Origin of the sequence: Achromobacter xylosoxidans (assembly GCF_001457475.1) — a bacterium.
GTDB lineage: Bacteria > Pseudomonadota > Gammaproteobacteria > Burkholderiales > Burkholderiaceae_B > Achromobacter > Achromobacter xylosoxidans.
In genome coordinates this window covers 3368450-3381557 of the sequence record NZ_LN831029.1, presented here as the reverse complement: position 1 = coordinate 3381557, position 13108 = coordinate 3368450, and the positions used below count along the sequence as shown (strand labels likewise).

The following is a 13108-nucleotide window of genomic DNA, read 5'->3' as shown; positions in this document are numbered from 1 at the left end:
CGAAAGCCCGGCTATCGAGGCGTTTGTCGGCTTGTCTTGATGCCGGTCAAACGGCCCCGGCCGGGCCGGCGCGGACGCAATGCGGCCCTAGAAACCGAAGCCGACCCCGGCCAGCGAGATCACCAGCGCCAGGGCGGCGGTGCCCATGGCCGGGCGCGGCGACCACGACAGCATGCCGACCCACAGCAACGCGCCGGCCGACAGCCAGCCCAGCCAGGCCACCACGCCCACGGTGTTGCCCCACAGGCCGACGCAGGGCAGCAGCGCCAGCAGCAACAGCAGGATGCCCGCGCCGCGCAGCACGCGGGAATGGCCGGCCGAGGGATCGCGGCCCCAGACCTGGTCGTAATGGCGCGGCATCGCCAGGCTCAGGCAGGCCATGCCGGAATAGGTCAGCAGCAGCGCCATGGCGATGCCGAAGGCGTCGTTGAGATTCATGCCGTGGCCTCCCGCGAAGCGCGCGTATCGCGCGGCGGCGGCGCCGACAGCGGTTTGCGGCCCAGCCGCAGCGCGGCCCAGCCGGCCGCCACGCCTATGGCCACGGCCGTCAGTTCGACCCCGGCGCTTTCCCAGTCGCCGCGCGCGATCTGCGCCAGCGGATGGTCGCCCAGCGTCAGCAGGGACAGCAGCGGCAGCAGCAGGCACAGCGCCGACAGCAGGCCCAGCTGCCACAGCCAGGCGCGCCGCGGACTGCACAGCCAGGCATGGGCCAGCGTCAGCGCCCAGACGATGAAGAAGGCGCGCAGTTCCCAGCCGGCGCGCTGCGGCAGCGACACCGGCAACAGCCGGTTGGCCCACAGGTAGGCGACGCAGGCGATCGCCAGGCCGGCCAGCGCGGCCACGTTCAGGCCTTCGATCAGGCGGTAGACGCGCGCGGTGGCGGCGCCGAATTCGTCGCCCATCCGGTTGCGGCGCTTGACCATGAACAAGACCGCGCCGGTGCCCATCATGGCGCTGCCGGCCAGGCCGCACACGAAGTACAGCCATTTCATCGCCAGTCCGCCGAACTTGACCATGTGCAGGTCGGACATCACCTGGCGCGTCAACGGCGCGGCGCCGCCCTCGACGCCGCCGGGGGCGCGCAGGCGCAGCAATTGGCCGGTGGCGGCGGAGAATTCCGCCATGCCGGTGGTGCTGCTGATATGGACGTTCTGGTCGGCCTCCTCGTTCCAGCCATAGACCGCGATCCGCATCGAGCCGTCTTCGGGGTTGTTGATGACGATGGCGCGCGCGGTCTGCCCGATCAACCGTTCGGCGCGCGCGACCAGCGGTTCCAGGGCCGGCACGGCGAGCGCGGTGGCGGTCAGCGGGGGCTGGTCTTCGCGCGCCAGTTCGGCCAGGTACAGGCGGGCGGCCTCGGCGCCGGGGCCATAGGTCGCCGCGATGGGCGCTGGCATCAGCGTGAAGGCCGAGATCACGATGCCGGTATAGGCGATCATGAACTGGAAGGGCAGGGTCAGCACCGCGGTGGCGTTGTGCGCGTCCAGCCACGAACGTTGGCCCTTGCTGGCGCGGAAGGTGAAGAAGTCCTTGAAGATGCGCTTGTGCGTCGCCACGCCGGAAACCATCGCCACCAGCATCGCCATGGCGGCGAAGGCCACGATCCACAGGCCCAGGGGCTGCGCGTGCAGGTTGTAGTGGAAGTCGACGAAGTGGTCGCCGCCGAAGGTGGCGCGGCCTGCCTCGTGGTGGTCCTCGTCCAGTTCGCGGCCGGTCTCGGGGTCGAGTTCGGCGTCGGCGTATGCGCCGTTCGAGTCGAACCAGTAGGCCACCAGGCCGTTGTCGTGGTGGCGGTTGACCGGCCAGATCTCCCACATGCCGGCGCCGGCGTGATGCCGCGCCATGTACTGCACCGCCAGATCGAGCCGGCGCGCGCGATCCACCTTCACGGGCTCGCGCGCCGCCGCTTCGGCCTCGGCCGCATGGTGCTCCGGCGTCATCCAGTGGGTGATGGGTTCGGCGAACACCGCCAGCGTCCCGGTCAGGAAGACGGCGAACAGCAGCCAGGAAAACCACAGGCCGACCCAGGTGTGGAGCCAGGCCATGGACAAACGGAAACTGGGTTTCAGAACGCGCCTCTTTCTTCTATCGACGCCGCCGCGAGCCCTGCCGCGGGTCTTTTATTGAGAATGGTTCCGATTCTAGTCGAAATGGGGTCGGAATAGGACGATTCCCGACGCCATCGTGCCGGCGGACCGTGGCCCGCCGGCGCCCGCGCGGGGCGGGCGCTTCAGTCCAGCTTGATGTCGGCGCGCCGGCCCACTTCGCCGAAGGTCTTGAGTTCCTGTTCCATGCGCGCGGTGAAGGCGGCGCCGTCCAGGTAGACCGGCTCCAGCGCCAGGTCGGCGATGGCGCGGCGTACCTGCGGGTCGGCCATGATGTCCGCGACCGCGCGGTTCAACGTGTCCAGCACCGGCGGCGGCGTGCGAGCCGGCGCCACCAGCCCGTACCAGCCCACCATCGAGACGCCGGGCAGGCCGCTTTCGATGAAGGTCGGCACGTCCGGCAACTGCGGCACGCGGTGTTCGCCGGTGACGGCCAGCGCGCGCACCTTGCCCGCCTTGACCTGCGGCGCGGCCGACGACACGGTGTCCACGCCCAGCGTGATTTCGCCGCCGATCAGCGCGGTGATGAACTGCGCGCTGCCCTTGTAGGGCACCGGCGTCATTTTGGCGCCCGCGGCCTCGGCGAACATTTCACCCACCAGGTGCGGCGCCGACCCTGGACCGAAGGTGCCGTACATCAGGCCGCCGCCGGCGGTCTTGTCGCGCGCCAGCTCGGCCGCCTGTTGCGCGGTCTCGGCCGGCAGGCTGTTCTGCGCCAGCAGCACCACCGGCGCCAGGGCCACGATGGCGATGTGCGCGAAGCTGCGGCGCGGATCGTAGGGCAGGTCGCGCTTGAGCGCCGGCAGCACGGTGTAGGTGGTGCTGCCCGACAGCATCAGCGTGTAGCCGTCGGGCTGCGCCTGCGCCACGGCGTTGGCGCCGATGACGGTTGACGCGCCGGGGCGGTTCTCGACGATCACGGCCTGGCCCAGCTTGCCCGACAGCCGGTTGGCCAGCAGGCGGGCCACGGCGTCGGTGGCGCCGCCGGGCGTGAACGGCACCACCAGCTTGATGGCCTGTTCGGGATAGGCGGCGTGCGCGGCGGGGGCGGCCAGGGTGGCTTGCAGGGCAAGGGCCGAAAGGCAGGCCAGCGCGGCGGCGCGGAGTCGGGCGATCATGGAAGAGTCCGGTCAGGAGGGAGAGGAATCGGTTTCGGCGGCCTGGCGCAGCGCGGCGCCCTGGTCGCCCAGGTCCCAGAACAGGCCCGCCATGATGGCCAGGCCCTCGCGCGCCACGCTGCCCAGCAGATGCTCGTTGGGCGCGTGCTGGGCGCAGGCGGGGTAGGAATGCGGCACCCACAACGTGGGCAGGCCGAGCAGGTCGGCGAAGATATCGTTGGGCAGCGAGCCCCCCAGGTTGGGCAGCAGCGCCGGGCGCTGGCCGGTGCTGCGCTCGATCGAGGCGGCGGCCCAGCGTACCCAGGGGTTGTCGGGCGACAGGCGGGTGGCGCCGGCCTGCATGCCGACGCGGACCCGCACGTCGGCAAAGCCGGCCGCGTCCAGATGCGCGCGCACGTGCTGCTCGAGCGCGCGCCAGTCGGTGCCGACGACGAAACGCAACTGGCACCAGGCCGTTGCGACGGGTGGAATGGCATTGACCGGCTTGGCCGGATCGCCGGCGCCGAAGGTCAGCACGTCCAGGCTGTTCCAGCCGAACACCTGCTCCGAGGGCGACAGGCCGGGCTCGCCCCAGTCGTGGTCGATCGCGGGATCGTCGGCGCCGCCACCCACTTCCAGGTCCGCCAGCGCCACCGCCACCGGCGCCGGGATGGGCGGCGGCCGCAGGCCCGGCACCAGGATGCGGCCACGCGCGTCCACCAGGGAGGCGATGGCGTGCGACAGGACGATGGCGGGATTGGCCAGCAGCCCGCCCCAGTTGCCCGAGTGGTAGCCGCGTTCGCGGGCGCGCAGGCTCAATTCGAAGTTCACCGCGCCGCGCGAGCCCATGAACAGGGTGGGGCGGGCGGCGGCCAGGCGCGGGCCGTCGCTGGCAATGAAGACGTCGGCGGCCAGCGCCTCGCGCTGCGCTTCGCAGAAGGCGGCCAGGCCGGGCGAGCCCGCTTCCTCGCCGGTCTCGATCAGCCAGGTGGCGTTGAAGCCCAGCTTGCCGTCGCGCGCCCGCAGCACCTGGCGCAGCGCGGCCAGGTTGATGGTGTGTTGCCCCTTGTTGTCGGCGGTGCCGCGGCCGTACCAGCGGTCGCCCTCGACCCGCAGGCGCCATGGATCGCGGCCGGCTTCCCACTTGGCCGCATTGCCGCGCACCACGTCGCCATGGCCGTACAGCAGCACGGTCGGCAGCGCCGGCGCTTCGATGCGCCGCGCCACCAGGATCGGCAGGTCGACGCCCGCCGGGTTGGCGTGCACGCGACAGCTGAAGCCGAGCTGTTCCAGCTGCGGCGCCAGTTCGTCGTTCAGGTAGGCGTGCTGGCAGGCGGCCTGGCCGGGCTCCTCGCTTTCGGTCTGGTAGGCGACGCGGCGGGCCAGTTCGGCCTGCAAGGTGCCGTCGTCATAGGCTTGGGTGGCGTGGAGGATGGCTTGTTCGCGGATCACTGCGGTCTCGGGGTAGCGGCACAGGCACAAAGTTATTACGCTTATGCACATGCCACAATTAGATAATTCGCATTTGATCGTTGCCATTTAGGCAATGGCTTGGGGAAGCTTGCCATGATTTCGCTGGGCCTGAGGTATTTCCTGGAGGTGGCGCGCTGCGGCTCCATCGCCGGCGCCGCCGCGGCGCAGCACGTGGCGGCCTCCGCCGTGAGCCGCCAGATCGCCAAGCTGGAGGACGAGCTGGGCATTGCGCTGTTCGAGCGCCAGGCGCGCGGCATGGCATTGAGCGAGGCCGGCCGCCAGCTGGCGGCATACGCCAACGCCGCCGCGCTGGAGGCCGAGCGCGTCACCACCGGCATCCGCCAGCGCAGCGCGCTGGGCGACGTGACCATCCGGCTGGCCTGCACTGAAGGCTTTGCCCATCGCTTCCTGCCGCAGTGCATGGCCGACTTCAAGCGTATCCGCCCCGAGGCGCGCTTCCACCTGCTGGTGGAGCGGCCGGAGGAGGTCAACCGGCTGGTGCTGGAAGGGTTGTCGCAGCTGGCGCTGCGCTACACGGTGGCGCCCGACGAGCGCCTCAAGACCGAATTGCAATGCCGCGCGCCGGTCTACGCCATCATGTGCCGGCGCCATCCGCTGGCCGCGCGCCGCAGCGTCGGCGTGCGCGACCTGGCGCAGGCGCCGCTGTCGCTGGGCGACCCCGGCACCACGGTGCGCGACCTGTTCGACGCGGCCTGCGCCAATGCCGGCGTGCATATCGAGCCTGCCTACGTCTCGAACCATTCGGCGGCCTTCCTGCCGATGCTGCCGGGCAGCCAGATCGTGGCGTTGACGGGCTACCTGACAGTGATCGGTCTGCTCGCCAGCGCCGGCCTGGTGGCGGTGCCGTTCAGCAATCCCGAAATGCGCCAGCGCAGCATCCAGGTCGTGACCTTGCGCGGCGCCAATCTGCCGCCGCTGGCGCGTGCCTTTCTGGCGCTGTTGGCCGAACGCCTGACCGTGGCGCCACGCGCCCCGGAAGTGGAACGGGGCGCGGGCTGAGGCGTCGGGCGCGGCGCGGACGGGCGGGGATCAGGCGCGCCGCGCCCGCCAGCCCGCCATCTTCAGCCGCAGCCGTTCCAGCGCCAGATACACGATCGGCGTGGTGTATAGCGTCAGGAACTGGCTGATCATCAATCCGCCGACGATGGTCACGCCCAGCGGCCGGCGCAGTTCGGAACCTTCGCCCATGCCCAGCACCAGCGGCAGCGCGCCCAGCAGGCCGGCCAGGTTGGTCATGACGATGGGCCGCAGGCGCAGCATGGCGGCGCGGTGGATGGCCTGTTCCGGCGTCAGGCCCTCGCGCCGCTCCAGGCCGAGGGCGAAGTCGATCATCAGGATGGCGTTCTTCATCACCACCCCCACCAGCAGGAACAGGCCGAGCAGGGCGATCAGGCTGAACTCGATATCGGCCAGCCGCAGCGCCAGCAGCGCGCCGACGCCGGCCGAGGGCAGGGTCGACAGGATGGTCAACGGATGCAGCGGGCTTTCGTACAGGATGCCCAGCACCAGGTAGATCGCCACCAGCACGCCCAGGATCAGCCAGGGCTGGTCCTGCAGGCTTTGCTGGAAGCTGCGGGCGTCGCCGCCCAGCCGCGTCTGGATGTGGGCGGGCACCATCAGCCGCGCCATGGCGGCGTCGATGGCGGCCAGGCCCTGCTGCAGCGAGACGCCCTCGGCCAGCGAGAAGCCGACGCCGACGGCGGCGAACAGCCCGTCGTGGAAGACGCGGTCGTTGACCAGGCCGTGCTCGTAGGTGGCGAAGGCCGACAGCGGCACGCGGTTGCCGTCGGCCGCCACCACCTGCACCCGTTCCAGCACCTCGGGGTCCTCGGTGTAGCGCGGGTCCAGCTCCAGCACCACGCGGTACTGGTTCATGGGGTCGTACAGCGTCGCCACCTGGCGCTGGCTGAAGGAATTGCCGAGCACGCTGGCGATGGTGCGCATGTCCACGCCCAGGCGCCGGGCGGCGGCGCGGTCGATGTTGATGACCACCTGCTGGGTGGCGGCATCGCCCACCGCATCGACGTCGCGCAGCTCGGGAATGTCCTGCATCGCGCGCGAGATCCTGCGTGACCATTGCCGCAGCGCCGGCACGTCGCTGGCCATGATGGCGAGCTCGTGGTCGCCGGAATTGCCGAAGCCGCCCGGCATGCGCAGGTCCTGGTCGACGTTCAGGAAGAACATGCCGCCCGGCACCGGCGGGGCGTTGGCGCGCAGCCAGTCGATCACCTGGACCGAGGATTCGCGCCGCTCGGAAGCGGGTTTCAGGCGGATCAGGAACAGAGAATTGCTGATGCCCAGGCTGCCGCCGTTGTAGCCGATCACGTCCTGCACCGCGGGGTGCTTGAGCACCAGCTGGCGGTAGACGTCGATCTTGGGCTGCATCACCTGGAACGAGAAGCCGTCGTCGCCGCGCACGAACCCCATCAGCTGGCCGGTGTCCTGCTGCGGCAGAAACCCCTTGGGCGCTTGCGCATACAGATAGGCGTTCAGCGCCACCACGGCGGCCAGCAGCAGCAGGGTCAGGCGCGCGTGACCCAGCACCCGCGCCAGCGACGCGCCATACCATTGGTGGACGCGGGCGAACACGGCGCGCAGCCGCGAGGGCCGCGTTTGCGCCTCGGCTGGCGGCCGCAGCCAGCGCGCGCAAAGGCTGGGAATGATGGCGACCGACACCACCAGCGAAATCAGGATGGCCGCCACCAGCGTGATCGAGAACTCGCGGAACAGCCGTTCCACCAGCCCGCCCATGAACAGGATCGACACGAACACCACCGACAGCGCCAGCGTCATCGCCACCAGCGTGAAGCCGACCTCGCGCACGCCGCGCAGGGCCGCCTGGCGCGGCCCCAGCCCGCGCTCCAGGTGGCGCGAGATGTTCTCCAGCACCACGATGGCGTCGTCCACCACCAGGCCCGCGGCCACGATCAGCGCCATCAGCGACAGGTTGTTGAGCGAGAAGCCCCATAGGTACATGACGGCGAAGGTGGCCACCAGGCAGACCGGAATCGCCACGCTGGGAATGGCGGCGGCGCGGGCGCTGCCCAGGAACAGCCACACCACCAGGATCACCAGCCCGACCGCCAGCCCCAGCGTGACGTGGGCCTCGCGCAGCGTGGCGTGGATGCCGGGCGAGCGGTCCAGCACCACGGTCAGGTCGACGTCGGCCGGCATCAGCGCGCGCAGGCCGGGCAGGGCCTGGTTGATGGCGGCGATGGTCTCGATGATGTTGGCGCCCGGCTGGCGGCTGATGGTCAGCACCACCGCCGGGTCGTGGTTGTGAAAGCCGCTGCTGTAGCGGTTCTCGACCGAGTCGCTGACACGCGCGATCTGCGCCAGCCGGATGGTGGCGCCATCCTGGTGGCGCACGATCAGGCCGTTGTAGTCGTCGGCCGTGCGCGGCTGGCCGGGCGTGCCGACCTCCCAGCGCTGGCCGGCCGAGTCCAGCTGGCCCTGCGGACCCATCGGGGCGGCGTCGGCGATGGACTGGCGCAGGTCGTCCAGCGCCACGCCATAGTGCGCCAGCGCGTTCGGGTTGACCTGCACCCGCACCGCCGGCAGCGAGCTGCCACCCAGCGTCACTTCGCCGACGCCGACGATCTGCGACAGTTTCTGCGCCAGCACCGTGGCGCCCAGGTCGTAGAGCCGGCCGGCCGGCCGCGTCGGCGAGCTGAGCGCCAGCGCCATGATGGGCGCCTGCGACGGGTTGACCTTGCGGTAGGTGGGGTTGCCGGGCATGCCGGACGGCAGCTCGGCGCGGGCGGCGTTGATGGCGGCCTGCACGTCGCGCGCGGCCGCGTTGATGTCTCGGTCCAGCGCGAACTGCAGCAGCACGCGGGTGGCGCCCTGGTTGCTGGACGAGCTCATGGCGCTGACGCCGGCGATGCCGCCCAGCGCGCGCTCCAGGGGCGCGGCCACCGTGCTGGCCATGCTCTCGGGGCTGGCGCCGGGCAGTTCGGCGCGCACCTCGATGGTGGGGAAGTCCACCTGCGGCAGGGGCGCCACCGGCAGCAGGCGCCAGGCCACCGCGCCCAGCAGCGTCAGGGCCAGCGCCAGGAAGATGCAGGCGATGGGCCGGTGCAGCAGCGCGCGGATCATGGCGCCGGCCGGTCAGCGGGGGCGGGCAGGGCCTTGCGGCGGCCCGCGCCCAGCCGGTGGAAGAACAGGTAGACGGCGGGGGTGGTGAACAGCGTCAGCACCTGGCTGACCAGCAGGCCGCCCACCATCACCCAGCCCAGCGGCTGGCGCAGCTCGGCGCCGGAGCCGGTGGCCAGCATCAGCGGCAGGGCGCCGAACAGCGCCGCCAGCGTGGTCATCAGGATCGGCCGCAGCCGCAGCAGCGCGGCTTCGCGGATCGCCTCGCGCGGCGCCAGGCCGCGGCTGCGTTCGGCTTCCAGCGCGAAGTCGACCATCATGATGCCGTTCTTCTTGACCAGGCCGATCAGCAGGATGATGCCGATCACGGCGATCAGGTCCAGCGGCCGGCCGGTGAGCAGCAGCGCCAGCAGCGCGCCCACCGTGGCCGACGGCAGGGTCGACAGGATGGTGACGGGATGGATCGCGCTTTCATAAAGCATGCCCAGCACCAGGTACATGGTGACCACTGCCGCCAGCATCAACCACAGGGTATTGGACAACGACGCCTCGAAGGCCGCCGCCGCGCCCTGCAGGCGCAGTTCGACGCTCGCGGGCATGGCGATGTCCTGGCGCGCCGCCTCGATGGCGGCGATGGACGCGCCCAGCGAGCCGCCCGGCGGCAGGTTGAACGAGAAATTGACGGCCGGGAACTGGGACAGGTGGTTCACCGCCAGCGGCACGGCGCGCTCGCTGACCGTGGCCAGCGCCGCCAGCGGAATCGGCTGGCCGTCCGCGGTTTTCAAGTGGATGCGCTCCAGCGCCTCGGGGCTGGCGGCCAGGCGCGGGTCCACTTCCAGCACCACGCGGTACTGGTTCGACTGCGTGAACAGGGTGGCCACCTGGCGCTGGCCGAAGGCGTTGTAGAGCGCCTGGGCCACGTCGTCCATGGTCAGGCCGAGCCGCGCGGCGGCGTCGCGCGAGACCTCCAGGTAGGCCTGGCGGCCGCCGCCCTGCAGGTCCGACGAAATATCGGCCAGTTGCGGCGCGGCGTCCAGGCGCTGGGCCAGCGCGCGGCTCCAGCGCGCCAGCAGGGCGGCGTCGGGCGAGGTCAGGGTGAACTGGTACTGGCCGCGGCTGACGCGGTCTTCGATGTTCAATTCCTGCACCGGTTGCAGGTACAGCGAGATGCCCCGCACTTGGCGGGCGCGGGCATCGAGCCGCGCCATGATGTCGGCCAGCGGCGCGCCGCGTTCGCTCCAGGGCTTGAGGTTGACCAGCAGGCGGCCGGTATTCAACGTGGCGTTCATGCCGTCGATGCCGATGAAGGACGACAGGCTGGCGACGTCGGGGTCTTGCAGCAGGCTTTGCGCCAGCGCCTGCTGGCGTTGCGACATGGCCTCGAACGAGGTGCTCTGCGCCGACTGGGTCACGCCTTGCAGCACGCCGCCGTCCTGCGCCGGGAAGAAGCCCTTGGGCACCGCCAGGTACAGCAGCGCGGTCAGCGCCACGGTGGCCAGCATCGCCAGCAGTGTCAGGCGCTGGTGGCGCAGGGTCACGTCGAGCCAGCCGGCGTAGCGCGCCTGCAGGCGGTCCAGCAGGCCGGGCGGGCGCTCGGCGTGCGGCGGCAGCAGGCGCGCGCACATCATGGGGGTGAGCGTCAGCGACACCGCCAGCGAGATCAGGATGGCCACCGCCAGCGTGATGGCGAATTCGCGGAACAGCCGGCCGACCACGTCTTCCATGAACAGCAGCGGGATCAGCACGGCGATCAGCGACAGCGTCAGCGACACCAGGGTGAAGCCGATCTGTCCGGCGCCCTTGAGCGCGGCCGCCATCGGGCTGTGGCCCTGTTCGCGGTAGCGGGCGATGTTCTCCAGCATGACGATGGCGTCGTCGACCACGAAGCCGGCGCCGATGGTCAGCGCCATCAGCGTCAGGTTGTTGGTCGAAAAGCCCGCCAGGTGCATCACGCCGAAGGTGCCGATCAAGGACAGCGGCACCGCCAGGCTGGGAATCAGCGTGGCCGGCAGGTTGCGCAGGAACAGGAAGGTCACCAGCACCACCAGCCCGACCGCGAAGGCCAGTTCCCACTGCACGCCGCGCACCGAAGCGCGGATGCTTTCGGTGCGGTCGGTCAGCACGCGCACCTGCACCGCCGCCGGCAGGCTGGCGGTCAGCTGCGGCAGCAGCGCCTTGACCTGGTCGGCCACGGCGATGACGTTGGCGCCCGGCTGGCGCTGGATGTTCACCAGCACCGCCGGCTGGCGGTCGACCCAGGCGGCCAGGTAGCGGTCCTCGGCGCCGTCCTCCACCGTGGCGACCTCGCCCAGCCGCACCGGCGCGCCATTGTGCCAGGCCACGATCAGGTCGCGGTACTCCTGCGCGCTCTGCAACTGGTCGTTGGCGTCCATGATGACCGAACGCACCGGGCCGTCGAAGCTGCCCTTGGGCTGGTTGGAGTTGGCCTTGGCGATGGCCTCCTGCAGGTCGGACAGTTGCAGTCCGCGCGCGGCCAGCGCCATGGGGTTGGCCTGCACCCGCACCGCGGGGCGCTGGCCGCCGGCCAGGCTTACCATGCCCACGCCCGACAGCTGCGCCAGGCGCTGTGTCATGCGGGTGTCGACCAGGTCGTAGACCTGCGGCAGCGGCAACGAATCCGAGGTGACGGCCAGCGTCAGGATCGGCACGTCGGCCGGGTTGACCTTGCGGTACACCGGCGGCGTCGGCAGGTCGGACGGCAGCAGCGAGCCGCTGGCGCTGATGGCGGCCTGCACCTCCTGCTCGGCCACCCCCAGCGAGACGTCGAGCGAGAACTGCAGCGTGATCACCGAGATGCCGCTGCCGCTGGAGGACGACATCTGCTTGAGCCCCGGGATCTGGCCGAAGCGGCGCTCCAGCGGCGCGGTCACGGCGCGCGCGGTGACGTCGGGGCTGGCGCCCGGATAGGGCGTGGTGACCTGGATGATGGGGTAGTCGACCTGCGGCAGCGCCGCCACCGGCAGCATGCGCCAGGCGAGGATGCCCGACAGCAGCAGCGCCAGCATCAGGAACGAGGTGGCGACCGGCCGCAGGATGAAGGGACGTGACAGGCTCATTGGGTTTCCACGATCAGCACGTCGCGGCCGTCATGCAGGCGGTCCACGCCCTCGACCACCACGCGCTCGGCCGCGACCAGGCCCGAGCGGACTTCGACGCGGCCGGCGTTGGCGCGGCCCAGCGTCAGTTCGCGCCGGGTGGCGCGCTGGTCATCGCCGATGACGAAGACGAAGGCGCCGTCGGCGCCGTACTGCACCGCCGCCGTGGGAATCGACAGCACGTCTTCCTGGCGTGCCAGCGCCAGGCGGATATTGACGAACTGGTTCGGGAACAGCGCCTCGTCGGCATTCTCGAACAGGGCGCGCAGCTTGACCGTGCCGCTGGCGGCGTGGATCTGGTTGTCCAGCGCCTGCAGGGTGCCCAGCGCGAGCAGGCGGCGCTCGTCGGCGTCCCAGGCCTGCACCTGCAAGGCGCCGTCGCCGGCCTGCGCCTGGCGCAGCAGGTCCAGGCGGGTTTCGGCAAGCGTGAACAGCGCCGAGATCGGCCGCGTCTGCACCAGCGTGGCCAGGCCGTCGGCGTCGCCGGCGCGCACGTGATTGCCGGCGTCCACGCGGCGCAGGCCGATGCGGCCGTCGTGCGGAGCGACGATGCGCGTCAGCGCCAGCAGCCGCCGGGCGTCGGCCACGGCCGCCGCCAGCCGCTGGCGCTGGGCCGCGTAGCTGCGCGCCTGGGCCTCGGCGGTGTCCAGCTGCTGGCCCGCCACCGCTTCCTGGCGCGCCAGTTGCCGGTAGCGGCGCAGGTCGATCTCGGCGTTGCCGAGCAGCGCCTCGACGTGCGCCAGTTCGCCTTCGGCCGCCGCCAGCGCCGCCTGGTAGGGGCGTGGATCGATCTCGGCCAGCAATTGCCCGCGCCGCACGGCCTGGCCCTCGGTGTAGTGCAGGCGTTGCAGCTGGCCATCGACCTGGCTGCGCAGCACCACGCGGGCCAACGGCGTGATGGTGCCCAGCGCATGCAGGTCGCGCGGCAAGGGGCCGCTGCGCGCGGCGGCAACGCTGACCGCCACCGGCTGTTGGGCATAGCTGGGAATGGCGGCGGGGGCGGGGCCTGGCAGGGCGTAGCGCCATACGGCCCACCCGGCCCAGGCGGCCAGCATGGCGACGGCCACAAGGCCGGCGAGCGCCAGACGCCGGCGCACGTTGGCGGGGCCAGCGGAGAAAGGCAGGGGCATCTCGGTACTGCCAGGGGATAAGTTGGGGACAGTGCGGATTCTATCTGAATAATAATTATTAGCGTTTTGGA

At 71.1% G+C, this 13108-nt stretch carries 8 protein-coding genes; 1 reads left to right on the top strand and 7 read right to left on the bottom strand.

The features are described 5' to 3' along the window. Positions 1 to 87 precede the first annotated feature (87 nt). The 4 genes from AT699_RS15245 to AT699_RS15230 all read right to left on the bottom strand — a co-directional run bounded on the left by AT699_RS15245 (position 88) and on the right by AT699_RS15230 (position 4654). Positions 88 to 438 carry a DUF3325 domain-containing protein gene (locus AT699_RS15245; protein WP_006384243.1) on the bottom strand — a complete coding sequence of 117 codons (351 nt, stop codon included), beginning with the start codon at positions 436 to 438 and terminating at the stop codon, positions 88 to 90. Next, the gene (locus AT699_RS15240) at positions 435 to 2045 is read right to left on the bottom strand and encodes a PepSY-associated TM helix domain-containing protein (RefSeq protein ID WP_024068989.1); all 1611 of its coding nucleotides are present in this window, start codon (positions 2043 to 2045) and stop codon (positions 435 to 437) included. Before AT699_RS15240 ends, AT699_RS15245 begins: the two co-directional genes overlap by 4 nt. 185 nt (positions 2046 to 2230) lie before the next feature. Continuing rightward, the gene (locus AT699_RS15235; protein ID WP_024068988.1) at positions 2231 to 3223 is read right to left on the bottom strand and encodes a Bug family tripartite tricarboxylate transporter substrate binding protein; all 993 of its coding nucleotides are present in this window, start codon (positions 3221 to 3223) and stop codon (positions 2231 to 2233) included. A 12-nt stretch (positions 3224 to 3235) separates the two neighbouring features. After that, positions 3236 to 4654, bottom strand: a complete 1419-nt coding sequence (locus AT699_RS15230) for a M20 family metallopeptidase (RefSeq protein WP_024068987.1) — start codon at positions 4652 to 4654, stop codon at positions 3236 to 3238. Positions 4655 to 4768: 114 nt separating this feature from the next. Between AT699_RS15230 and AT699_RS15225 the strand changes: the two genes are divergently transcribed. Continuing rightward, a complete protein-coding gene (locus tag AT699_RS15225) occupies positions 4769 to 5695 on the top strand; it encodes a LysR family transcriptional regulator (protein WP_024068986.1) in 927 nt (308 codons plus the stop codon). 30 nt (positions 5696 to 5725) lie between these two features. Here the strand turns inward: AT699_RS15225 and AT699_RS15220 are convergent, their stop codons facing one another. The 3 genes from AT699_RS15220 to AT699_RS15210 are packed head-to-tail and all read right to left on the bottom strand — an operon-like array spanning position 5726 to position 13037. Then, a complete protein-coding gene (locus AT699_RS15220) occupies positions 5726 to 8794 on the bottom strand; it encodes an efflux RND transporter permease subunit (protein ID WP_024068985.1) in 3069 nt (1022 codons plus the stop codon). Then, positions 8791 to 11868: a multidrug efflux RND transporter permease subunit gene (locus AT699_RS15215; protein WP_024068984.1), complete on the bottom strand. Its 3078-nt coding sequence runs from the start codon at positions 11866 to 11868 to the stop codon at positions 8791 to 8793. The genes AT699_RS15220 and AT699_RS15215 overlap by 4 nt, the downstream gene beginning before the upstream one ends. Further along, positions 11865 to 13037, bottom strand: a complete 1173-nt coding sequence (locus AT699_RS15210; protein WP_058207324.1) for an efflux RND transporter periplasmic adaptor subunit — start codon at positions 13035 to 13037, stop codon at positions 11865 to 11867. Before AT699_RS15210 ends, AT699_RS15215 begins: the two co-directional genes overlap by 4 nt. Between the last annotated feature and the right edge of the window lie 71 nt (positions 13038 to 13108).